The organism is Vibrio neptunius (assembly GCF_000967495.1).
Taxonomy (GTDB): domain Bacteria; phylum Pseudomonadota; class Gammaproteobacteria; order Enterobacterales; family Vibrionaceae; genus Vibrio; species Vibrio neptunius.
The window spans coordinates 1-25,205 of record NZ_JXXU01000054.1; the positions used below are offsets into that span (position 1 = coordinate 1).

15 protein-coding genes are annotated in these 25,205 nt (G+C 45.1%); 13 read left to right on the top strand and 2 right to left on the bottom strand.

The window, feature by feature from the left end:
* Nucleotides 1-69 precede the first annotated feature (69 nt).
* Nucleotides 70-9,348, top strand: a complete 9,279-nt coding sequence (locus tag TW84_RS18885) for a T1SS-143 repeat domain-containing protein (protein WP_275041682.1) — start codon at nt 70-72, stop codon at nt 9,346-9,348.
* A 69-nt stretch (nt 9,349-9,417) separates the two neighbouring features.
* Here the strand turns inward: TW84_RS18885 and TW84_RS18890 are convergent, their stop codons facing one another.
* Nucleotides 9,418-10,746 carry an anaerobic C4-dicarboxylate transporter gene (locus TW84_RS18890; protein WP_045977182.1) on the bottom strand — a complete coding sequence of 443 codons (1,329 nt, stop codon included), beginning with the start codon at nt 10,744-10,746 and terminating at the stop codon, nt 9,418-9,420.
* Nucleotides 10,747-11,166: 420 nt separating this feature from the next.
* Between TW84_RS18890 and TW84_RS18895 the strand changes: the two genes are divergently transcribed.
* The 12 genes from TW84_RS18895 (at nt 11,167) to TW84_RS18950 (ending at nt 23,885) form a co-directional block, all read left to right on the top strand.
* Entirely contained in the window at nt 11,167-11,631 is a 465-nt protein-coding gene (locus TW84_RS18895) for a low molecular weight protein-tyrosine-phosphatase (protein WP_084720268.1), read from the top strand.
* Between the two features lie 206 nt (nt 11,632-11,837).
* Entirely contained in the window at nt 11,838-12,956 is a 1,119-nt protein-coding gene (gene wecB / locus TW84_RS18900) for a non-hydrolyzing UDP-N-acetylglucosamine 2-epimerase (RefSeq protein ID WP_084720266.1), read from the top strand.
* A 17-nt stretch (nt 12,957-12,973) separates the two neighbouring features.
* On the top strand, nt 12,974-14,215 hold the full coding sequence (gene vpsB / locus TW84_RS18905) for a UDP-N-acetyl-D-mannosamine dehydrogenase VpsB (RefSeq protein ID WP_045977184.1): 1,242 nt from the start codon (nt 12,974-12,976) through the stop codon (nt 14,213-14,215).
* A 65-nt stretch (nt 14,216-14,280) separates the two neighbouring features.
* Nucleotides 14,281-15,414, top strand: a complete 1,134-nt coding sequence (locus TW84_RS18910; protein ID WP_045977185.1) for a VpsD family glycosyltransferase — start codon at nt 14,281-14,283, stop codon at nt 15,412-15,414.
* Nucleotides 15,411-16,841, top strand: coding sequence for an oligosaccharide flippase family protein (locus tag TW84_RS18915; protein WP_045977186.1), 1,431 nt, complete (start codon nt 15,411-15,413; stop codon nt 16,839-16,841). The genes TW84_RS18910 and TW84_RS18915 overlap by 4 nt, the downstream gene beginning before the upstream one ends.
* Nucleotides 16,831-18,075, top strand: a complete 1,245-nt coding sequence (locus TW84_RS18920) for a VpsF family polysaccharide biosynthesis protein (protein WP_052707941.1) — start codon at nt 16,831-16,833, stop codon at nt 18,073-18,075. Before TW84_RS18915 ends, TW84_RS18920 begins: the two co-directional genes overlap by 11 nt.
* Nucleotides 18,068-18,568 carry a serine O-acetyltransferase gene (locus TW84_RS18925; protein ID WP_045977187.1) on the top strand — a complete coding sequence of 167 codons (501 nt, stop codon included), beginning with the start codon at nt 18,068-18,070 and terminating at the stop codon, nt 18,566-18,568. The genes TW84_RS18920 and TW84_RS18925 overlap by 8 nt, the downstream gene beginning before the upstream one ends.
* Nucleotides 18,569-18,579: 11 nt before the next feature.
* Nucleotides 18,580-19,908 carry a phenylacetate--CoA ligase family protein gene (locus TW84_RS18930; RefSeq protein WP_045977188.1) on the top strand — a complete coding sequence of 443 codons (1,329 nt, stop codon included), beginning with the start codon at nt 18,580-18,582 and terminating at the stop codon, nt 19,906-19,908.
* Nucleotides 19,905-20,993, top strand: coding sequence for a glycosyltransferase family 4 protein (locus TW84_RS18935; RefSeq protein ID WP_045977189.1), 1,089 nt, complete (start codon nt 19,905-19,907; stop codon nt 20,991-20,993). Before TW84_RS18930 ends, TW84_RS18935 begins: the two co-directional genes overlap by 4 nt.
* Entirely contained in the window at nt 20,990-22,156 is a 1,167-nt protein-coding gene (locus tag TW84_RS18940) for an aspartate-semialdehyde dehydrogenase (RefSeq protein WP_045977190.1), read from the top strand. Before TW84_RS18935 ends, TW84_RS18940 begins: the two co-directional genes overlap by 4 nt.
* Nucleotides 22,153-22,884, top strand: a complete 732-nt coding sequence (locus TW84_RS18945) for a WecB/TagA/CpsF family glycosyltransferase (RefSeq protein ID WP_045977191.1) — start codon at nt 22,153-22,155, stop codon at nt 22,882-22,884. Before TW84_RS18940 ends, TW84_RS18945 begins: the two co-directional genes overlap by 4 nt.
* Before the next feature lie 185 nt (nt 22,885-23,069).
* Nucleotides 23,070-23,885, top strand: coding sequence for an RbmA family biofilm matrix protein (locus TW84_RS18950; RefSeq protein ID WP_045977192.1), 816 nt, complete (start codon nt 23,070-23,072; stop codon nt 23,883-23,885).
* Between the two features lie 32 nt (nt 23,886-23,917).
* On the opposite strand, the gene TW84_RS18955 is transcribed toward TW84_RS18950, so the two are convergent.
* Nucleotides 23,918-25,132: a right-handed parallel beta-helix repeat-containing protein gene (locus tag TW84_RS18955; RefSeq protein ID WP_045977193.1), complete on the bottom strand. Its 1,215-nt coding sequence runs from the start codon at nt 25,130-25,132 to the stop codon at nt 23,918-23,920.
* Between the last annotated feature and the right edge of the window lie 73 nt (nt 25,133-25,205).

The following is a 25,205-nucleotide window of genomic DNA, read 5'->3' on the forward strand; positions in this document are numbered from 1 at the left end:
ACCTTTGAGCTGAAAGCGCCAATCGACCATGACGCGAACAGCGATAGCGAACTGATTAACTTTACGGTGGTGGCAACGGACACCGATGGCGACACCGACCGCATTACCTTGCCTGTGACGATTGGCGACGATAGCCCGAACATCGCCTCGGCGGAGGCGTTAATCCTCAATGAGAATGACTTAGCCAGCGGTACTAGCCCAGACGCGACGGGAGTGAGCCAAGACGGGGACTTCACCACGCTTGAAGGTGCGGATAAAGTCGTGAGCTACCAGCTTGACCTGACCACCAACCCGATTGATGGCCTGACTTCTCAGGGCAAAGCGGTCACGCTCTCTGAATCCATCGGTGCCAATGGTGTGGCGACGTACACGGCTTCAAGCACTGATGGCGACGTGTTTGTGCTAACGTTACGCCCTGATGGCAGCTATACCTTTGAGCTGAAAGGTCCGATTGACCATGACGCGAATAGCGACAGTGAGCTGATTAACTTTACTGTGGTGGCGACCGACACCGATGGCGACACTGACCGCATTACCTTGCCTGTGACGATTGGCGATGACAGCCCGAATATCGCTTCAGCAGAAGCGCTTACTCTGCAAGAGAATGACCTATCAGGTGGCTCTAGCCCAGACGGTACCTTGCTGAGCAAAGACGGCGACTTCACCACTATTCAAGGTGCCGATAAGGTCGTGAGCTACCAGCTTGACCTCTCGACCAATCCAATTGACGGCATGACCTCGCAAGGCAAAGCGGTGACGCTGTCTGAATCTGTCGATGCCAATGGCGTAGCAACCTATACCGCTTCCAGCGCCGATGGTGAGGTGTTTGTCCTGACGCTACGCCCAGACGGCAGCTACACCTTTGAACTCAAAGCGCCGATTGACCATGACGCTAATAGCGACAGCGAACTGATTAACTTCAACGTGGTGGCGACGGATACCGATGGTGACACCGACAGTATCACGCTGCCAGTGACGATTGGTGATGATAGTCCGAACATCGCCTCGGCGGAGGCGTTAACCCTCAATGAGAATGACTTAGCCAGCGGCACTAGCCCAGACGCGACGGGAGTGAGCCAAGACGGAGACTTCACTACGCTTGAAGGTGCGGATAAGGTCGTAAGCTACCAGCTTGACCTGACCACCAACCCGATTGATGGTCTGACTTCTCAGGGCGAAGCGGTCACGCTCTCTGAATCCATTGATGCCAATGGTGTGGCGACGTACACCGCTTCCAGCGTGGATGGCGACGTGTTTGTGCTGACGTTACGTCCTGATGGCAGCTACACCTTTGAGTTGAAAGGTCCGATTGACCATGACGCCAACAGCGACAGTGAACGCTTTGATTTCACTGTAGTGGCGACCGACACCGATGGCGACACCGACCGCATTACCTTACCTGTGACGATTGGCGATGATAGTCCGACTATTCGATCTATTGACCCATCAAGCACGTTTGTCGTTGACGAAGATGACACGGCAGCAGGTTCTGATTCGTCAGGTGCAGTCGCTGTTGCAACAGGCAGTTTTGTCACATCACAAGGGGCTGATGGTGTTGTTGCCTATGAGTTGATGAATATAACTGATACACAAAATGGTCTAACGTCTAACGGTCAAGCGGTGACGATTTCTGAGGTGAACGGCGTTGCTGGCGCGACCACTTATCAAGGTGTGGCTGGCGGTCAAGTGATCTTCACTTTAGCGCTGTCTGACAACGGTGATTACACTTACACCCAATTTAAAGCTTTGGACCATGCACAAAACAGCGATACGTTGACCATTCCGTTTGATGTGGTTGCGATCGATAAAGACAACGACTCCTCACCTGCTGTCCGCCTGCCAATTGAAGTCATTGATGATCAACCTGTACTAACGGGGACGACAGGGGAAACATCTGTCGACGAAGATGACCTAGTGGGTATCGGTTCGGATCGCTCTGAAGACACCACTATCAACGGTAACTTCGTTGTCGCTGAAGGCGCTGACAGCGTTGTGGAATATGAGTTAACGAATGCAAATGATACGTTAGATGGCTTATCTGCTGACGGCGAAGCGCTTGAGTGGGCTGCTGTCCAAAGCAGTGGCACGACGTTCACTTATACAGCAATGACTGAAAATGGTCATGAACCAGTATTTAGAATTGTTTTTGATACATCAGACAACAGCTATCAATTTGAATTACTTAAACCTCTTGATCATGCAGACGGTGCGGGTGAAAACAGCGTCCAAATCGACTTTACAATCAAAGCGACAGATTTTGATGGAGATGAGTCCGCTGAGATTACTCTACCTATTACCGTCGTCGATGATGTTCCATTGTTGACTGACCACTCGATTTCTAGAGTTGAAGGCAGTGGTTTCAAGAGAGTGAATATGTTTGAAGCCTCCACTGATAAAGGGGCTGATGACGCTGCTATTACAATGATTGAAGGGACTACAGATGGTACTTCGGTGATTAAATTTGGCGGTGAAAATGGTACTTATGTCGATAGTGTCGATATTCAGTCTGGCAATCAAACGATCAAAGTTTACGAAGAATACGATACTGGTAACGGAACAAGAGATATCCGCGAACTGGGTGAGTTGAGAGTCAATTCTAATGGTAACATCCGTTTTAAAGCCTACGATAACTTAGAACATGATGGTGATACGTTTGATTTTAGTATTGATGTGACTGCGACGGATGGAGACAAAGATACCTCAACGGCGCAATTAGATCTGACCATCGTCGATAGGAAAGCGGCAGCAATCGCTCTCAAAGTTACGACTTTCGAAGAATCTGGTCGTGATCCGTCGATTGACTACGATCCAAATAATCCGAATACCGTTGATACCGCTAACGTTCAGGATAACCAGAGCGGTATTACGGGTCTTGATTCCCCAACACAGATTTTGCTTCAAGCGAATTTGTATGATGCAGATAACAACGAATCTATTGGTGGCATGACGATCAAGGCGGGAGATCACCACGGTACCTTCTACTACTTCGACGGTAGCCAATACGTCGAACTTGAACCAAACAACAGAGGCAAAATCTACATTGATGGCTCTTTGATTGATCAGACATCGAGTGTGAATGGTGATGGCGATCAAATCACCACGATCACCAACCTGTATTTTGTACCGGACAGAAACTACTCGACCGATGAATCAGGTATCCAGATCAAGTACCAGCTTGAAATTGACAACGATGGTGCGTTGGATCATAAGCTGAATTCGAGCTTCAGAATTGAAGTAGAAAGTGTTGCGGATATTGCCACCTGGGATGATGCCAATAGCACCTACGAATACACGCTAACAGAGGATGGTGCTCATCAGACGCTCAACTTGAGTGCGGTGACACAGGATACCAGTAATCCAGAGACGATTACTTACCGTCTTGAAGTGACTCAAGGTCAAGGTGAGTTTGAGTTACTGGATGCATCAGGAAACGTTATTGCAGAATCATCGCCGGGTGTTTATTTAATCAGCTCTGACGACATCAACAATGTTCAGCTAAATCCGAGGGATAACTTTTCTGGAGCGATTAAGTTTGACGCGAAAGCGTTGACTGAAGAAGACCCCAATGCAGTTTCAGGTAAAGACTCAGCAGAATCCGTGGTGCAGGAGCTGGTGTTTAATGTTACGCCAGTAGCAGATGACAGCAGTTTCTCCGTCAATCGGATAGCCATTTTTGAGGATAATGCAGCGAGTCAGAATACAATCGATCCAGACGCAGATCATGAACCGTTTACACTCGACAAAGTCATCACGCTCAACTCAACGGCTGACATCAATACTCCGGGAGATACTTCTGAAGTTCTCTATATCCGTTTATCCGATTTCACTGATGAAAATGGCCAATCGTTAGTTGGTTTTGAAGTCCGTTGGGTGAGCTCAGGTGATCCGCTACCACTGATTACTGATGGAAACGGTAGCTACTATGAGATTGCACAATCTGACTTAGATAAGGTCGAGATTCAGCCACCTCTGCATTCCAACGAGAATTTTACCTTTGAGGCGACAGGTGTGGTGAAAGATACTGCATCGCTTGGCGACGGGTCCCAAGTTACTGATGTGACCGAAATGGGGGCAGGTAAAACCGTTCACGTGTCCGTAAAAGGTGTTGCTGATATCCCTTACATCCCAGATATACCTGATTTGCCTGATACTGGTGCTGTGCTTGATACTTGGTACAGCTACACCGACGGTAATGGTAATGCAGGTGCACAGGTTGCCATCAATGAAAACTCCAGCATTGAGTTGAGTTTTGCTGTCTTATCCGGCGAAGAAAAAGATGGTGTCAGTGATAGCTCTGAATCGATAACGGTGCTTCTCTCAGATATTCCTGATGGTGTTCAATTGTACGATAGTAATGGTGGTGCAATTGACTTGGTATATGTAGGTAGTAATGCTAATGGCCCTATTTATCAGGCAAATATTACGCAAGAACAATACAGTTCAGGTATTACGGTTGAACCGCCAAAACATTCGACGGAAGACATCAATATAACGACCAAAGTTATCGTTACGGAGAATGACGGGCATATCAGAGAAGTTGATGGCAGCATTTTGGTAAAAGTTGTTCCTGTTATTGATGCTGGCGGTAGTGATGACGCTTACACCAGGACTTCAACAGGTAACGAAGACAGCTTTATTGTCGTCCCTTGGAATCTGCCAAATGCAGAGAACCTTGACAGAGCACCAGATACCAATGACCGTGATTATGAGTTCGTCTCATCCATTACTATTTCTGGTTTTCCAGAAGATGTTGAGATTACGATTGATGGCGTTCCAGTGGCTAACTACACAGGCGGCACTGCGATTTATGATGATGTTACCAATACTTTAACCATCACTGGTTTGGATGAAAACGCCAACCAACCTGTGGTGCGTGTTAAACCGCCAGAAGATTCTAGCGTCGACATCAACTTACAGACCACACTAACCATTGAAGAACATGACGCTGATAACAATGGTGATAGTGTTGCTCCTAAACAAATCACGGGATCATTAACGGTTGTGGTTAGGCCAATTATCGAGAGTGATGGTGATCTTCAAGTCAAATCTAATAATGCTGTGGTCACCACGATTGACGATGCAGATGATGATGGTCGTATAGACTTCACTATCAACGATCAAAATGGTGATGCGAACGTTATTTCCTTTGAAGATCTTGACCCAAGCTCTGATGAAGTAGTGGAAGCAGTGGTGGTTCGTTTTGTTGGGATTTCTGGTGATGACTTAGATCAGCTGTTTGTCACAGGTGCTGTCAACAATGGTGATGGTTCTTGGACAGTGACCAACGAAGAAAACTTCAGTATCGTTGCACCCAACGGTTTAAATTATACCGATAGCAACGGTCTACCAAGCAGCACCTTGAAGGTTGAATTTGTCGCTGAAGTCTACGACAAGGGGGATGAAAACGAAAATGGACCTGTCAGTGAAAAATCTACCACGATAGATCTGACATTCCCTAGCAGTGTCGCTGGCCAAAACAGCGAAGCAGCAGTGATTGAGCAAGTGACTACTCCAGACGCCATTATCACGGGAGTTGAAGACAACTACGTTGACCTTAGTAGTCAAATAGGCAATGTTGTCCAAATTGGTGTCGATGGTAGCAATGTGAGTACTGCGGATAATGTCGCGGACCAGCTCACCATTGTGATCGACCCGAACGATATTCCGGCAGAAGTAAGTGGTCTGAAGGTCATTGGGGCTGAGTACGATTTTGCCAATAATCTTCATCTGTTTGAGGCAACCATCAACCCTGATGGGAGTATTTCTATTCCTGATGGCCTCAAACTAGAACTGCCTGAAGATTATGCAGGTGACTTCAACTTGCCGATTACCTTTGTCACCACGGATAAAGCATCAGGTGATGAGAATCGTGTCGAGTTTAATATCCCTGTCGCTGTGACACCGGTCGTTGATATCGCGCCGGGAGCGGGCGAGCAGGCTCAGCCTCTCGACAGCGATGTCACTCCTGAAATAAGCCTGAGTGCGACTTCAGTTGAAAAAGGCACGGGTACTCAGCTGGACGCCAATGCACTGGAAGATAATCTTATTAAGTTAGATCTTGATATTGATTTGGCAGATGTTCGCAACGATAGTCACCAAGGCCAAGAAACACTGACGAGAGTTGAAATCACGTTACCTGATTCTAGCTTGGGTTATTTCGCTGATGTGAATGGTGACCCGATTCAGCCAAACAGCAGTGTGTTTGTCGTTGATTCTAACGATCCTGTTGTCATTCAGGCGGCATTGGATGGCTTGTATTTTGTTCCTAAAGAAAACTATCCGACGGATAGCAGTGGTAATTCAATCTCCTTTACTGTGAAAGGCACTGTGGTCGACCAAACCACTTTCGACACTACAGGTACGACGCAAGTTTCCAATACGGGTAGTGAGCGCACCTTCACGCAAAGCGTCGATATTGATATCACGCCAGTCCTAGACCCTGTCACTATGCCAACCGAAGCGGACAATATCGTTGTGGTTGGTGATGAAGATACCGACATTTCTCTCACTTCAGGTGGCTCTGGACTGTCGATCGCATTGAATGACACGGATGGCTCAGAGCAATTCCTTTCAGCTAAACTAACGGGTGTGCCTGATGACTTTACGGTAACCAGTACTTCATCTGACTTTGTAGTTAAGAACAGTGGTGGTGGTGAATGGGTCATTCAATTGACAGACCCGAGCGCTACAGAAATCGATCTGTCAGCGATTTCGATTCGCCCAGCAGAGCATTTCAGTGGCACTGCCGATATTGGCATTACCGTGTTCACTCAAGAGCAGCTGTTACAAGAGCCGACTGCACATCAAGGGCAATTCACGATTGATGTTATCCCTGTTGGCGATGTGGTAGACGTTGACCCAACAATCAGCGTGACTGGTATTGAAGGTGAGAACATCGACATCGCTATCAACGCGAGTATCGTTGATAAAACCGATCTATTACTGAGTGATTCTGCTCAGGATCAGCCCGAAACATTGTTGATCACTGTTGAGCAAGTACCGGACGGTGCGACGATTTACTATCCAGATGGTGTGACACCTGCAACCAATCTAGGCAATGGTAAATGGGAGCTACGTGTCGATGCTCAGGAAGTCGATAAGATTGTGTTTAATTCTGGGGAGCACAACAAAGGAACTTGGAATGAAGACAGCCTGAAAATTACCGTCCAGTCAGTGGATAAAGACGCAGATGGCAATGAATATCTCGGCCCGACAACGAATCAGGTCTTTGATGTCGACGTTGATGTTGAAGCGGTGAATGACCGCCCAGAGTTCAACAATATTTCTGATATCCAGGCCGCAGAAGATACTGTGGTGGCGATTAAAGGCTTCACTGTGTCCGATGTTGACTCTAGCCTTGATGATCCCGATGCAGAATACAAGTTGACTTTAAATGTAGACAGCGGTGAGTTATTCCAAAATACTACGATAGCTTCGAACAATGGACTCACTGTCTCGGTGGATGTATCCGGTCAGGCTGTGACAATTACGGGTAAAGTCGCTGACATCAATACGGCTCTTACTCAAGATCTTGTCACGTTCAAGCCGGATGAAAACAGCAATGATTTGATCGACACTGATGGCGTTAAAGTGACGGCCCACATCGACGATCTAGGCAATGTGGGTTCGGTGGATGCTGCAAACCCAAATACCTCAAACACCAACGAAACGTCATTCGTTATTCATGTCTCTGAAATCAATGACGAGCCTCAAGCTGGTGATCTTGCTCTAGGGGATATTCTTGAAGAAGGCAGTATTCAGATCACCGCTGCGCAACTGATTGCCGCCAGCAATGACATTGATGGTGATGATTTGGTAGTGAAGTCCATCTCGGTCCCCGCAGAGCAAGGCACGCTGACTCTTAACCCTGATGGTGTTTCTTGGACGTTTACGGCAGCAGATGAGTTTAATGGTGATGTGTCCATCAGCTATACCATTGAGGATAATGGTGCAACGAACGGGGCCAATGACTTTCTTCAAGATACAGGTACGGTTTCATTGTCTGTGATTGGAGTAAATGATAAGCCTGAGATTGATGTGGATGACATTACAACTATCATCAATGAGTCTTCGGGCCAGTTGATCAGTGGAATCTCCGTTAGCGATGCAGACTATGTCGACGCATTTGCTAACGATACCATGACAGTCACGCTCAGTGTCGATTTTGGACAGCTGAATGTTACCCTACCTGCGGGCTCATCAATCACAGCAACCCCGTCGTCAGGCAGTTCAATTACATTGACGGGCTCCATTGGAGAACTGAATGCACTGTTGGACTCTCCATCTGCAGGCTCTGGCGTAATCTTTGATGCGACGCACGCGCCATCTGACAATGTGATGCTTACCATAACTGCGACGGATTCAGGTAACCCTTCAGGTATGGTGATGTCTGAGACAACGCAAAAACCGATCACGATTACGCCTGTTGCCAACGCGCCAACCCTATCGATTGCGGCGGATAATAATTATGTCAAGAACATTAATGCCAGCCTAACAGCAAGCAATAATGGTATCGCTCTACTGGGGATCGTTGCGGCACTCACGGATGTCCATGAAGCTCTATCTCTGGAGTTGTCGGGACTTCCTGCTGGAGCAACGGTGGAAACATCGTCAGGAACAATTGTTCCAGTAGGTGGCAAAGTTGTGGTGCCAGCAGACGATATTGATAGCGTCTCTATCGTTGGTGCTCAGGAAGGTTCGCACACCATTCAATTGACCGCGGTGTCTACTGAAACAGATAGCTCTACGGCTGAATCAGCACCTATTGATATCAACCTTAACGTGACCAGTGATATCTCCGATATTGATGTTTCTTCCTCTAACCAAGATAACCAGCTATTGGGAAGTGACGTAGGTATCGAGTTGCAGTCGGGTTCTGGTGACGATCGAATCGAAGGAGGAACTGGCAATGATACTCTCATCGGTGGTGCTGGCGATGACACCTTACTGGGCGGCGCTGGTGACGATATTCTTGATGGTGGTTTAGGTTCAGACATTCTGACAGGTGGTACTGGTGAAGATACCTTTATTTGGTATGAAATTGATGATGGTGCGACGGACACTATTACTGATTTCAGTATTGCTGAAGGAGATCAGATTGACCTGCGTGAAGTGTTACCTGAACTGAAGCAAGCGAATGTGGATATGGATACTTTACTGTCCCATTTGGATGCCAAGTTAGTTGATGGAGATGATATTGAACTTAACGTGCACCCAGATGGCAATGGAAATGGTGAGCAAACCATTCTGGTGGAGGATTTGGGTCAACAAATTGACTTCAACAGTATGGATTCCTCGCAAATTATATCGACCCTACTTGATCAGCATATTATCGTTCACGATCAGTAATTCTGGATAGAAAAGCGCCCTCAACCTTGTTCAGGCTAGGTTGAGGGCGCTTTGTTTTATCTCACGCTTTTAACCAATAACAACCTGACCTAGCACATAACCCAGGCAGCATGCCCCAACCACACCTATCAAGCCGACAGACATAAATGAATGGTTGAAATACCACTTACCGATTTTGGTTGTACCGGAAGTATCAAAGTTCACCGTGGCGATATCCGAAGGGTAATTCGGAATGAAAAAATAGCCATAAACGGCAGGCATCAAACCAATCAATAGGGCAGGATCTAGGCCGAGCCCGAGACCGACAGGGAGCATCATACGAGCAGTCGCTGCTTGTGAGTTGACCACAACAGAAACGATGAACAATGCCAGAGCGAATGTCCAAGGGTAGCTGGTTACCATTTCAACGATACCTGATCGAAATTGAGGCATGGCATATTTAAAGTAAGTGTCGGACATCCATGCAATACCAAAGATGGCAATAGCGGCGACCATACCAGACTTAAAAACTACGCCGTTGGGGACATCTCGGGGGTCGGTTTTGGTTGCCAGCAAGATTACACCACCAAAACACAGCATCATCATCTGGATGATGACAGACATTTTTATTGGCTTATCGCCTTCAACGATAGTACGAATTTCCGGCACCATCGCAATAATGACAATGGTGACGATCGAGGCGAGAAAAATGAGGACTGCGTTACGTGATGAAGTTGGCAGTACTTCGTCGAGAGATGTAGCGGTTGTGCTGTCGATGCGCTTGCGCCATTCGGGATCTTTGAGTCTCGCTTGATACTCTGGGTCATCGTTCAGCTCTTTTCCTCGCTTCAGGCTGTAGAGAGACATCAGCAGAGTACCAAACAGTGTTGCAGGAACTGTCACCATCAGGATGGATAGCAAAGTGATGTCATGCTGAATATCGGCAAGCTGAGCGAGGTAGTAGACCACAGCTGCAGATATAGGTGATGCGGTAATCGCTATCTGAGAAGCCACCGAAGAAGCAGCCATTGGTCGCTCAGGACGAATGCCATTCTTTAGGGCCACATCGCCAATGATAGGCATGATGGAGTAGACAGCATGGCCAGTACCCAAGAGAAAAGTCATTGAGTAAGTGACAAAAGGGGCGATGAGTGTGACGCGTTTAGGATTTTTGCGCAGGAGCCTTTCTGCCACTTGCAGCATATACTTCAGACCCCCAGCAGCTTCTAAGATAGATGCACAAGTCACGACTGCAAGAATGATCAACATGACCGTCACCGGTGGGGATGTGGGGGGCATCTTAAAGATGAAGACTTCAATTACCAACCCAATTCCTGACACAACGCCTAAACCAATTCCCCCGTAGCGTGAACCGATATAGAGCATCAACAACAGGAAGAGAAACTCAACATACAACATAGAGTATTTCCTTAGAACTATTATGGATAAGGTTATTGTCAGAAGCTAAAGGATAAATTTCTTAGTTAACTGTCACACAATATGGATCAGCTAGAATGGAAAGGACGTTCTAAGATGTTGATCACAGAGATATCAATTTAAATTACTGTTTTTCAACATTTTTATCACATAAATAAAACGATATAGATAGCCCATGGCTAAATAACAATAAGTTGTTGGAAGATTGAGCGTCTCTTTGGCGCAAGGGATTAGGATCAAATTACAACGGAGTATGATTAGAGTTAATACCCAAATTTATCTTTGCTAAATGCTTTGCATACTCAAAATTGAGACAACTTCGATAACAACGATAAGATAACCTATAGCCGATTTATAGTTTGCAACAATAATATATAAAATTGGTTAGTCATTATGGGAAGTTTGCCTTCTATCCTTGTTGTCTGTATGGGTAATATATGCCGTTCACCACTCGCTGAAGTTGTTCTGAAAACAAAAGCACAGCAGCGTGGCATCGTTGTTAATATTGCCAGTGCAGGAACAATTCGTGATCAGGTTGGTAACTCACCAGACAAACAAGTGCAAGCTTTGGCGGATAAGTATGGCTACAACCTAAATGGCTTGACGGCTACTCAGGTAACGAAAGAAGATTTTTCTCACTATGACATGGTGTTAGCAGCAGATAGAGCCAATCTTGCCGTATTGCATGACCTCTGTCCTAGGGAGTACAGAAACAAGCTTGCTCTGTTCCTTTCGTATTCAGATATTGATGAAAATGAAATCCCTGATCCTTACAAGGGGAGTCGAATTCGTCACCAGAAAGTGTTTGAACTGATTGAACAAGGCAGCGACGACGTACTCAATTATATAACGTCAACAGCGGCATAAAATTAGTTGCCCAGTTATTAAAAATGAGACGCGCCAGAACGATGGTTTATTCATTGATATCCTGTTTTTCATAGTTATAAGGCTCATTTTTATTTCTCGTATTTTTCTTTTTGTCTGGCTGAGCGCAGGTTTAGTTGGGCAAATTTTATTTTAAGTTTTATCGGCAGCGATAAATGATTCTTGGCTAAATTCAGGGAACAAGTGTTGTGAAAAAGGTTTTGATTACGTTTGGGACGCGACCAGAAGCAATAAAAATGGCGCCTTTGGTTCACCAAATGAAAAGTGATGTTCGATTTGAAACCAAAGTATGTGTCACTGGACAGCACAGAGAGATGCTGCATCAAGTATTAGAGCTCTTCCAAGTAGAGCCGGACTATGACCTGGATATCATGGAACCGGGTCAAACACTGACAACGGTAACGACCAAGATTTTAACGGGGATGGAAGAGATTCTTAGCGAGTTTAAACCTGATGTTGTTTTGGTTCACGGGGACACAGCAACAACTTTGGGCGCAACGCTCGCCTCATATTACCAGCAAATTCAGGTTGGCCATGTTGAGGCTGGTCTTCGAACTGGAAACATCTACTCTCCATGGCCTGAGGAAGGGAATCGGAAACTCACAGGTTGCCTAACGAAATTTCACTTCGCGCCAACAAAAAACTCTCTACAGAATCTGGTTGATGAAAATGTATCTGCCACGGATGTTTATGTGACGGGTAATACGGTTATCGATGCGCTATTTATGATCCGCGACAAGATTGAAAACGATTCAGATCTTAGAGCGACACTGGATAATGTGTTCCCAATGCTTGAGTCCGACAAGAAACTGATTTTGGTGACTGGCCATAGAAGAGAAAGTTTTGGTGGTGGTTTTGAACGCATCTGTCAGGCACTGTCTGATACCGCATTGCGTCATCCAGATTGCCAGATTTTGTATCCGGTTCATCTAAACCCGAACGTACAAGAACCAGTCAATCGCTTGCTCAAAAATATTCCAAACATTCATTTAGTGGAGCCTCAACAGTATCTGCCATTTGTTTATCTAATGAATAAGGCTCACATCATATTGACGGACTCTGGCGGTATACAGGAAGAGGCTCCATCTCTCGGTAAACCCGTTTTGGTTATGCGAGATACCACTGAAAGACCTGAAGCTGTGGAAGCCGGAACGGTCAAACTGGTAGGTACGGACAGCGATTTGATTTGTCGCGAGCTAACTCAGCTTTTGACTGATCAAGCAGCTTATGAATCCATGAGTCAGGCCCACAACCCGTATGGTGATGGGCAGGCTTGCCAAAGAATTGCAGATATTTTAGCGCTTTAAAGATTAAGGAACACATAATGTTTAACAAGGTTTCAGTTGTCGGCTTGGGTTACATCGGCTTGCCAACCGCTGCGGTGATCGCTTCTCGAGGAATTGAAGTTATCGGTATTGATGTCAACCAGCATGCAGTGGATACCATTAATCAGGGCAAAATTCACATTGTAGAGCCGGATTTGGATATTGTTGTACAAAGCGCTGTTATGACAGGTAAGCTAAAAGCGACAACTGTTCCTGAAGCCGCCGATGCGTTTATGGTTGCGGTTCCAACACCATTTAAAGGCGATAACCACGAGCCTGATCTGAGCTACATTGAAAGTGCCGCAAAGGCAATTGCACCAGTACTTGAAAAAGGTAATTTAGTGGTACTGGAAAGTACCTCACCAGTGGGTGCTACCGAAAAAATGGCAGGCTGGTTAGCAGAAGCTCGCCCTGACCTGACGTTCCCACAGCAAAGTGGAGATGCTGCTGATATTAAAATTGCCCATTGCCCTGAGCGTGTTTTACCAGGCTACGTTCTACAGGAGCTGGTGAGCAACGATCGCGTGATTGGCGGCATGAGCGATGCCTGTAATAAGCGTGCTGTTGAACTTTATCAAACCTTTGTGCGCGGAGAATGTATTCTCACGAATTCTCGTACGGCCGAAATGGCTAAGCTGACTGAAAACTCATTCCGTGATGTGAATATTGCTTTCGCCAATGAACTGTCCCTTATTTGTGAAAAATTGAAGATCAATGTTTGGGAACTGATCAAGCTTTCTAATCGCCACCCACGTGTGAATATTCTTAACCCAGGCCCTGGTGTCGGTGGACATTGTATCGCTGTTGACCCATGGTTCATCGTCAACAGCTGCCCAGATGAAGCAAAAGTGATTGCAATGGCTCGTGAAGTTAATGATGGCAAGCCTCTTTGGGTGATTGATCAGGTTAAACAAGCCGCGGATGAATTTAAAAAGCCAGTGATCGCTTGTTTAGGCTTAGCGTTTAAAGCGGACATTGATGACTTGCGTGAGAGCCCTGCGCTGGACATTACCACTCAGCTTGCCAATGAAAATGTTGGTCAGGTGATCGCTGTCGAGCCTAACATTTCTTCGCTGCCGGAAAACCTCGTTAAAGCGGGAGTTGAATTTATGGATCTGGAGCGTGCTCTTGAAGTAGCGAATGTGGTTGTGGTCCTTGTCGATCATAAGCAGTTCAAAGCCGCAGACAAACTCGCTTTCAGCAAGAAAGTGGTCATTGATACAAGAGGTGTTCTGGCGTGATATGAGTCAGAGAGTGAAGTGGCTCAGTCATTCACTCTCTGAGCCTTCTCGCTAAAGGTTCGATGATGAAAAAAGTCCTCCTAGTGATGCCATTGAGTACCCTTAAATGGGGAAGTGATAATGCCGGAGGCGTTGACTCCGTCTGCCAGCAAATAGTTCAGTCACTTGAGTTCAGCGCGCCTAAGGGTTTTGAGTATGAAATTCTGGCAATTAAGGTAGGTTCTTCTCAACAAGAGTTGAACCAAAGGATTCAGCTCAATGAGCGAACTCATATCACTTTCATTGCTAGCAAAGGGAAAATTCTAGGGGTACCTGTACCAGGCTTTGTTTTTCAGAACGTTAAGCTAAGTGAGCTAGCTCGTCGCTTTCAGCCTGACGTGATCCACAGCCACCTGCCGAGTCTACCTTTGTTACCAACTGGTAATGCTCACTCTGTGATTACCTTGCACTCATTGGGCAAAGTCGCTAGAAAACGTCGTAGTTGGCTCAACAACTTAATTTTTGAAACCGTGCTTCCAGCATTCAGTTTACGATCTGCGGATCGGTTAACTTATGTTGGTGATATCTTGTTTGATTCTTTACCAAACGCTTTGCGCGCAAAAGCGCACAAGGTGGGTAATCCGGTGAATGATGTTTACTTTAAGCAAACAAAAAGATCAACGTCAGAGACATTACGTTTGGTGACTTGCTCTTTAATCTCACCACGCAAGCAAGTTGACCGGATTATCAGGTTGTTGGCTCAGTTAGCGAATACAGTTGATGTTGAGCTAAAGATTATTGGTCCTGTCGACGAGAATTATGCCAGAGAGCTTAACATGCTGGCAGAAGAATTAGGTGCTTCGGAAAAAGTGGCTTGGCTTGGCCCGATGAATGTTGAACAGATTAAGCAGGTTTATGCAGACTCTGATGTCGGAGTATTTCTTTCCCGAGAGGAAACATTTGGCCTTGCACCATTAGAAAAGCTTGCCTCAGGTCTACCTGTTATCGCGACTAAAGTGGGTATCTTGCAGGAAGAACAAACCTATTTTCGCACTGCTGGTGTTCACTACACATTGGCCGATGGCTCTGACAAGGAAACTGAAAACGTTTTGCAGTTTTTGCGCGATCTACCTGTGGTGGATACTGAATCTTTGAAAGCGAAGTTTTCACCACGTGCTGTGGTCGATGAGTATCAAAAGCTCTACGGAGAGTTGTTGTGATCAAAAAGTTGTTCACCTATGCTCCTGTTCAGATCTTTTCTGCTTTAAGTCTGTTTGCACTTATTGCAGTACAGACTCGCTTTCTTTTGCCGCAAGAGTACGGCTTTCTCGCTGTATTGATGGTGATTGTTGAAGCGTCACGTTCAGTGCTAATTCAGTGGATCAACAATTGCCTTATTCGTTTCTATCCGAGTGCGGAACGGGATAGGCAGAAGCAGATCAGTGCGACAGTTGTTCGTTGGTTGATTGGCAATCTTCTCTTCTCTTTCTTTGTTATTGGTGTTTTGGTTGCGCTTTTGACAGAGTTCGAATGGCGCGTCTTTTTCGTGGTTTACGCCTTTTTTGTCACTAAAGCACTTTATTTGTTTTCGATTGAGTATGCGCGTGTGAACCAAAAGTCCGGCCACTATCGCTGGTCTGTAATGACTCAAGCGGTCATGTCGATACTCACAACCGTGTTATTCCTATCACTATTGCCTAGCCTTGAAGTGGCGTTGCTGTCTTTAGTCGTTAGCTATTCGGTAGGAGCGGCGATATGTGTTGGTGCTGGAGCATGGCATCGAAAAGTGATTCCTGAAACTGCGCTTAAAAAAGAGCTGTTTTCTTACGGCGCACCGCTTATGTTGTCTGGCCTACTGGGCATACTGGCAGCAAGGAGCGACCGTCTATTTATTGCTAATCTCACTGGGCTTGAACAAGCAGGGCAGTATGCCGCGATTGCGAATCTTTTATTCGGCATTATGGCATTGGTTTTTATGGCCATTGCTCTACCGCTTTACCCAGAACTCACCAAGCTTACCGAAGACAGGACTCGCCTAATCGCCAAACATAAGATGTATAGCGGCTTGCTGTTTGCACTCAGCTTGCCCGCGACTATAGGCCTGTGTTTACTCGCTCCCGCACTAGTGGGTATTTTCCTTGGTGACGCGTACGCAGATATCGACATAACTACGTTTTACTTGGTCGCCGCTGCCGCTTTACTGTTTAATTTACGTGCGCATTTCTTTGATCATGGTTTGCAGTTCACACTACAAACCAAGTACGTACCTTTGATTATGGCGGTTGTATTACTTGTACAAGTGTTGGCAGCTTTTGCTCTTATTCCTCAACTGGGTGCGCTGGGAGCAGCAATCGGCATTGTATTGGCCATGTTTGTTGGTCTGCTGATAACCGCCTTTGTTGGTTGGAAGGCTGGATTTCGATACCCTGTTCCCGAATCAGCGCTAAAAACAGTTATTGCATCAGGTGTGATGGCGCTAGCGATTCTTGTTGTCCAGCCATTCCTTGGTTATATCAACGATGTCTTGGTTCTCATTATTTCGATTGGTATAGCTTTGGCCACTTATGTTCTGGTGCATTTTCTGTTGAACAGTTTTGAGATTCGTTCATCTCTACTCAAGCTGAGGGATAGACGACGTGTTGTCTAAGATCTATCTGCTACCTTTTGTCGCTATTACATCATCGATTCTCCTTGGCGGTTACATGTTAGAAGACCTTGGGGTACCGTACGTATCTCAAGGAGGATCACCACTATTTAAAATCCATTTGTATTCTTATCTGGTTTTGCTGGGGTTTGGATTGGTTTTTCTGTGTGATGGGATGAAAGGAATCTCTCACCGTTTAGGCAGCTATTACCGTTTTTGGCTGATTGCGTTGGCATGTAACGTGTTCGTGATCCTATATGGCTTTGCTATTCATGGTTCTTCAGGGATGGCCTATTTAGTCAATACGTTTTTAGCGCCAGTATTGATCGTGCCGTTACTGGCTTACCTTAAAGACAATCAAAAGTCTTTTCTACTCAATCTGATTGCTTACCTAATATTGCTTAACTCGCTTGTGGCGGTGATGGAATATATGCTCCATTTTCGTCTGGTCAATGTTGAGTTCCAGGAATTTTCTTTCTTTCGTTCAACGGCATTTCTGACTCACCCGCTTAACAACGCACTGATAACGGTCAGCATTGCGCTGCTCGTTGCCAACAAAACCAAGCTACCCAGCTTTGTGTATGTATTGATTGTTGCGCTTGCGTTGTTCGCATTCGGCGGTAGAGCCGCGTTAGCGATCTTTATTTGTGCGGTATCGGTGTCCTTTGCTCCCATGCTGTGGAAAGCCATCACTCAGGGCATTCCTGACAATAAGCAAAAATTCGCTCTTTTTATGCTGATCGGATATGTCGCATTCTGGGTTGGTGCGTACCTGCTGGTTGAGTCTGGTATTACGGAACGAATTGCATCAAAGCTCTATATTGATGGCAGTGCGTCGGCTAGATTAGACGTATTCTACTTAATCGATCAATTAAGTGCTCGAGAGTGGATATTTGGTGCTAGCCATCGTCTCCTTGAGTCGATTGAGCTTTACTTAGACATTGATGTCATAGAAAACTATTTGGTCGGTTGGGTTTTCACTTTTGGGCTTGTAGGCGCTGTGCCTCTGTTTGTGACGGTTTTTATGCCTTTGGGCTACTTTGCTGTAACAGGCAACTACATTGAACGCGTAACTATCTTGTCTTTTGCTCTGGTCAGTATTACGAATAACTCTCTTACAACAAAAACCCCAGCATTGCTTCTACTTTTCACTTGTCTGTACTTAGCCAAGTCACTTAGGGAAAGGTTGCTAGCTCCTCAGAATTCTAATTTAAACTCAGGTTGTTCACATGCCTAATGCTATCGTTCTATATCGTATCGCACGTTGGTTCTATCTAAAAAAAGTACCGATAATTCCCGAAATATTTCAGCTATTTATATTCGTTATATATGGAAGTCGAGTCTCTGCCAAGTGTCAGATTGGTAAAGGGAGCATGTTTGCTTACAAAGGGATGGGCGTATTACTTCATGACCGAACGGTGATTGGAGAAATGTGTAACATAGGTGTCGGTTGCAAAACAGCGGGTAAAGGCCCTTATCGAGAAGTACCTCGGATAGGTCATCGTGTTTATCTTGGCCCCAATAGCATACTCATTGGCCCAATTATTGTTGGTGACAATGCGATCATCGGCGCAAACAGTGTGGTGACAAAAAGCGTCCCAGAAGGTGCCATTGTTGGTGGGGTTCCAGCCAAAATTATTGGCTGGGTAAAAGACAACGATTATGACATTCATGACAATCGTTCTGACGTTGAAGGAACAGCACCATTCCTTCAGGACCTCCGTGGCTAGGGGATAGTAACGTGTATACCTCGTCGATATATAAGAAATCGCCAATATTTATTCAGAACGTAATGGTGTCTTTAAGAGACCTAGTGCGTGCGGCCATTCGTAGTGAAAAACGTGTCGCAGGTTTGAAGAGTCAGCTTAGAGAAAATGAATACTCTCATGATGCACTCAAGGCCTTTTGTGATAAGCAACTTGAAGCGACATTGCTACGCGCGAAAGGTACTGCTGCTTATGGAGCACATCAACAGCTAGAGCAGTTTGCGTTTATTGATAAACAAGATGTCAAAGCCTCGCCGGATGCTTTTCTCAACACGCAGATCAAACCTAAAGTGACAGTGAAGGGCAGTACCAGTGGCACAACAGGTACGCCCCTATCGATCCCACAAGATCTCAATTCGGTGCTTAGGGAGCAGGCGTTTGTCTCTCGTCATTTAGAGTGGGCGGGCTACCAAAAAGGCGACAAGCGAGCGTGGATTCGTGGTGATGTAGTCGTGCCACTATCTCAGAAAGTTGGCCCTTATTGGCGCTATTCTATCTTTGAAAACATGATTCTAATGTCGTCGTTTCATCTGACAGCGGATGCGATTCCAGATTATCTGACAGCAATGGAAGAGTATGGCGTTGATATTATCCAAGCGTATCCATCTTCAATCGCTACGCTCGCCAAGTTCCTAGAAAGTAAGGACTGGTATTACCGAGGCAAATTAAAATCTATCGTGACCTCTTCGGAATCCCTCTCACAAGAAGATAGGGAAATAATTGAGAAACGTTTTCAGTGCAAGGTGTTTGATTGGTATGGGTTGTTTGAGCGTGTCGCGGCAATAGGTAGTTGTGAGCATGGCAATTATCACCTGATTTCCGATTATTCGCATGTTGAATTTCTGGACTGTGGTGATGGTAAACATGAGATTGTTGGTTCGAACTACAACAATGCACTTTATCCGCTAATCCGCTATCGCACTGGGGATCACGTTGTGCTTTCATCAGAGCAATGTTGTCCATGTGGACGAACTTATCCTGTGATCGAGAAAATCGAAGGGCGTGTGGGCGACTTCCTGTTGGGTGAAGATGGGCAGAAAATCCACATCCTCAACCATATACCAAAAGGTATAGAGGGGCTAATAAGCTGTCAGTTTGTGCAAGAAAAAGCAGAATCAATCAAAGTATTAGCTGTCGTTGATGAAGCCAAGTTTACGACGCAGCAGGAACAGCAACTCATCACCAACACTAATGAGCGCGTTGGACAGAGCATGCAAGTTGATGTCATACGAGTGGATGCATTACCGAGAACGAAAAATGGCAAAGTACGTCAGGCAGTATGCAGTGTGGAGAATAAATTTTGAAAAAAAACATCAATCTGACCATTGCGACTGACATTAAAGGCCAGGGTGGAATTGCAACGGTCTTGAGTGTTTATCATCAATCCGGTTTTTTTGCTGACAATGCGGTAAGACTGATCGCTACTCATTCTACCAACAATCGACTGGGTGGTGTTGGAGCTTTGCTGCTTTATATCAGCGCATTGCTTAAAGTTTTGTTCTACTTTGTGTTTTATCGCGTTGGTTTAGCCCACATTCATGTTGCCTCAAGAGGAAGCTACTTACGTAAATCAGTACTTGTGCGATTGATTAAAGTACTTGGTGGCAAAGTGATCTTGCACTTACACGGCGCTGAGTTTCGTGATTTCTATGCGAATGAGTGCGATGAAAATAGAAAGAAACACATTCGTGATACTTTTGAAATGTCGGATGTGGTGATTGTTCTATCTTCTCAGTGGATTGACTGGGCGAGAGAGACTTTTCGTCGTTCGGAGCATTTCCAGTTAGTGTATAACGCCGTGCCATCACTTGAGCTTAATGCTTCCGTTAATTCTTCATCAACCATCAGCTTTCTAGGAAGAGTGGGCGAGCGCAAGGGCGTTCATGACCTGCTCACAGCCATGGTTAGAGTCAAACAGCAATGCCCTGACGCTAAGCTTGTGATCGGAGGAGATGGCGAAGTTGAAAAGTACCGTGCGATGGCACGGGATTTAGGGCTTGAATCCCATGTAGAGTTTTTGGGATGGGTTTCTGGTCACCACAAGCTCGACTTACTGAGACAGACTCAAATTTATTGCCTGCCTAGCTACAACGAAGGATTTCCAATGGGCGTATTGGAGGCGATGTCGGCTGGTATTGCCGTAGTGTCCACTTACGCTGGTGGTATTCCTGATGCGATATCTCATGGCAAGGAGGGCACTCTCGTAGAAGCTGGGGACTCAGAGGCCTTGGCTGATGCGCTTATTGAACTACTGACTAATCAAGAAATGAATCAACATTATACCCAAAATGCGAAACAGAAATTCGATCAGCACTTTTCTGTACAAGCAATCATTCCTCAGGTGCAGCGTATTTATGATGCAGTGCTTCGCCAAAGGAGCCGCGCATGATTAATGACATTCGTTGTTCACTTTTAGACGATGCGATTAACAATGACTTTGCAGGTTTTGATCCATTTGACGGATTAAATGCTCGTCTTTTCGATACTTTCCCGTGTTTACGCAATTCACTATTCGGCCTTGCATGGATTCAGATGTTCAAACGCTCGAATGTTAATATGCGCCATTTTCTGGGAGTTCCGAAAAAGCGCAATCCGAAAGGGGTTGCTTTATTTATCTCAGGGATGCTAGAGCAATATCAGGCTAATCAGGAGACTCTCTTACTTGAAGAAGCTCAGAAACTGGCCGACTGGTTGATGGAGAATCAGTGCAGTGCAGAAACATGGGGTGCTTCCTGCTGGGGATACCACTTTGACTGGAAAGCACGGGCCTTTTTTGTACCCAAGGGTAAACCCAACGTCATATCAACCATTTACGTAAGCAGAGCGTTGTTCGACCTTGGAAAACTGATCAACAACCAACGCTATGTTGATGCAGCATGTTCTAGTGCTGATTTCATTGTTGAGCATTTATACACAGAAGATCAGCAACGCCAATTTTTTGCCTATATTCCGGGAGAAAAAGCGTTTGTTCATAACGCGAGTCTGTGGGCCGCTGCATGGGTTGGGTTTGTTGGTTCTGAAACCGCCAATGCTAAATATCAAGAGCTTGCGCGGACGGTTGCTTGGCAAAGTGTTAACGAGCAGTCTGCTGATGGTAGTTGGGTGTACGGTGCTCGCAGTCACCATCAGTTTATTGATGGTTTTCATACTGGTTATAACCTCGAAGCGTTGTACGAACTAAAACATTCACTGCAAACCGACGAGTTTGACGAGTCGATTGACCATGGACTGGCTTATTACAAAGCGCACCTTTTTGAAGCAGATGGGACTGCAAAATACTACCATAATAACCGGTATCCACTTGACCCCCACTCAGTCGCTCAAGCCGCGATCACCTTGATTAAGGTAGGGGGAACGCAAAAAGATTTGGACATGGCAGGTCAAGTACTCAACTGGTCTGTCCAAGAGCTTTACCTCTCAGACAAAAAACAATTTGTTTATCAAAAGACCGCGCGTACAACCAACACGATTAACTATGTACGGTGGACTCAAGCTTGGATGTACTTGTCGATGAGTATTTATTTAAAGAACCACAAAGGAGAAAAGTCATGAGTCGAGTGACATTCTTGGGCAGTCCAATGGACACAATGACCATGGCACAAACCGTTGAATCGATTAAACATCGTATTGAAACCGGAACGTTTACTCAACATGTGGTTGTCAATGTTGCCAAGTTAGTAAACATGAAAAAAGATCAGGAGCTGGCACAATCTGTGACCGAGTGTGACATCATCAATATTGATGGTATGGGTGTTGTATGGGGTGCACGATTTATTGGTCATAAGATTCCTGAGCGCGTTGCGGGTGTGGATCTGTTTCATAACCTCAATGCCATGGCGGAAACGGAAGCGTTCCCTGTGTTTTTCCTGGGAGCAAAACAAGACGTGGTAGAGAAGACGGCTCAAGTTATGCAGGCCAAGCACCCAGAGCTTAATATCGCGGGATACCACCACGGCTATTTTTGGGATAACGAAGAAGCCTTAGTCAAAAAGATCAAACAGTCCGGGGCAAAATTGCTGTTTGTGGCCATCACATCGCCAAAGAAAGAAAACTTCATTAATAAATGGCGCGATGAACTAGGTGTCGACTTCGTGATGGGCGTAGGTGGGACATTTGATGTGGTTGCTGGCAAAGTCAATCGAGCCCCAGTCTGGATGCAAAACGCTGGTTTGGAGTGGTTTTACCGAGTGATTCAAGAGCCAAGAAGAATGTGGAAGCGTTATTTGGTGACAAATTCAAAGTTTGCTTTTTTGTTGCTGAAAGAGCGTTTTGGTAAATAACCTAATCTGCCTACAAATCCCTTAATGTGATTTTTATCACTAAACAAATGTAACAACTGAAAATATTTTCTTTGATTAATAACTGTAATTATTACCCAAGGTGTTATTTGAATATAAAATATTCAGTTGTTACTCTTCGTTCTGCCCTATTAATCAACTCTATTTATTAACAATTTGGTGTGGAAATGAAAAAACTATGTATTGCTCTACTTTCGGGTAGTTTAGCGTTCAGCACTCCTTTATCTGTCTTAGCTGTAGAGAGTAAAGTGGCGAACGAAGAATTTCTCCTTGATGCACAAATTCAGCTTTCAAAAAATGAGATACCGACAGAAGGTGGTTATTTATCTGCAAATATTAACTTAACAAATATTGGCGATGAAGAGGCTGATCTTAAGTATTGGGTATCTGTCACAGGGCCTAAAGGTATAGTTTTTCCTGCCAAAGCTGTTGTCGGCGTTAATAGTTCTGAATTTGACAGTGAAAATATTGAAGAAGGTTCGGCGTTGCATATTGAGCGTGGTATTTGGGTGCGTGAATATATGGATGACGGCCTATATAAAGTCGCAGTAGAAGGCGTCAACGTAAAGACTGGCAAAACTTTTTCAAAATCAGAGAGCTTTGCTAAAGGTGTGAGTATTGATCAACCAGCTACAATCGACGGCTTGATACTTGAGTCCTATGTTGTCAACGATACCACTTACCCAAGTGAAGGTGGCTATTTGATTCTCGATCTCCAAGCTCATAATACCAGAACGGAAGCGGCTAACATTGAGTTCTGGGTTACCGCAATTGGCCCTGATGGTTTAGCGATTCCTGTTCATGCTCGAGTGTTGGAAACGGTTCCCGCTTTGGAAGATCTCAGTATTATTCGCGGATTTACTTTAGACGCGAGTTATCCAGACGGCGAGTACACTATAGTACCGCAACTGTATGATGTAGATAGCGGTCAGCGTGTTGAAGGCGCTCTTAAAGTATATAAAGGTAACGCTGTTGTAAAATAGCTATATATTTAAAGCCCTGATTTATCAGGGCTTTAATTTCCATCAACTTTTATTGTTTTTTTATTTTCTTCTACTTTAATATTTCCAGATACAGTATCAATCGATAAAAAATCACACTCCGAACTTTCATCATATTGGTTACCAATAATATTAATGTTTTTAAAAGAATAGCCGCTATTCTGACTATAAGTTCGAATTATCTTTTTATATTTCTTTTCACTAGTTCCTTCGCAAGTGATATTAGAAAAACGATTGTGTGATATAGAAATATTCTCAACGGATCTAGTCGGTGATTCATTAGCTGAAAAGCTTTGTAACCGGATGCCCATGGTACTATCAAAAATGTCGTTGTGCTGGAAATCAATATTTCCCCAATCCACAGGTTGTTCTGCTCGTGTGTTTGGGAAGACATTCATAATAAAGCCGGAGATATTGTCGAATTTGTTGTCTTTCACTGTGACATTAGTGTAATAGCTGATTTCTAATGCAGTACTGCTTATGTTTCTGAAAGTATTATGGAAAACCAATGCGTCTTCAACTTGCTTTCGGCTCGATAATTTAAGAGTACATCCCTGAAATAGATTGTATTCGAACGCAATGTTTTGTGTGCCGGGGACATTGGAGCCTTGCGTTGCTTGGGTCGTTGTGACCTGACCACAGTTGCGAAACGTATTAGCGAATAAGATCGCATTTTGTGAGGGCGAGTCTGTAGGATTGGGTCCTGTCGTTACTCGCAAGGCAGCATCGCCGAAGTTCTCAAAGGTATTATTCGATAAGTGAGATTCAGATGTACTGGCAAGGTAAACTCCTTGTTCTCCCCAGACCTGATTCACATCACCATTATTGAGACCGAGAAAATGAATACCGCTAATGAACATACCTTGAGCTTCTTTGATGTAAAGCAGATATTCGCCAACGAAATCAGAGCACTTACGTAATACTGAACCCTGACTACCAATTAAGGAAATTTGCTCGGCGTTTGTTAAGTATAGTGTTTGACATACGTCGTATACCCCTGCAGGGAAAACCAGAATGTCTCCTGGATTGAGAAAGGATAGCGCCGTCTGAATCGCTTGGCTATCATCCTCAGAATCGTTGCTGATGGCACCAAATTGATCTAAACGAAACACCCTGTCCTGGGACAACGAGGGTAAAGAGAATAGAGCAAGAGTGAATAGCAACAGTATTTTCATATTAAACTGACCTAGTTTGGGCACCGGTGCGTGTTGTCGAATTATGGATTCCATTCTATACGCCGTCGTCTATTGAGATAAAAGTTTTTATCTTTTGTCTGTAAAATGAAGCAATATCCCAGTTTAA

Bases quoted from the DNA above. Each gene is read 5' to 3' on its own strand.
- TW84_RS18890 (WP_045977182.1), bottom strand. From the start codon at position 10,746: ATGTTGTATGTTGAGTTTCTCTTCCTGTTGTTGATGCTCTATATCGGT.
- vpsB (WP_045977184.1), top strand. From the start codon at position 12,974: ATGTTTAACAAGGTTTCAGTTGTCGGCTTGGGTTACATCGGCTTGCCA.
- TW84_RS18910 (WP_045977185.1), top strand. From the start codon at position 14,281: ATGAAAAAAGTCCTCCTAGTGATGCCATTGAGTACCCTTAAATGGGGA.
- TW84_RS18925 (WP_045977187.1), top strand. From the start codon at position 18,068: ATGCCTAATGCTATCGTTCTATATCGTATCGCACGTTGGTTCTATCTA.
- TW84_RS18940 (WP_045977190.1), top strand. From the start codon at position 20,990: ATGATTAATGACATTCGTTGTTCACTTTTAGACGATGCGATTAACAAT.
- TW84_RS18945 (WP_045977191.1), top strand. From the start codon at position 22,153: ATGAGTCGAGTGACATTCTTGGGCAGTCCAATGGACACAATGACCATG.
- TW84_RS18950 (WP_045977192.1), top strand. From the start codon at position 23,070: ATGAAAAAACTATGTATTGCTCTACTTTCGGGTAGTTTAGCGTTCAGC.
- TW84_RS18955 (WP_045977193.1), bottom strand. From the start codon at position 25,132: ATGGAATCCATAATTCGACAACACGCACCGGTGCCCAAACTAGGTCAG.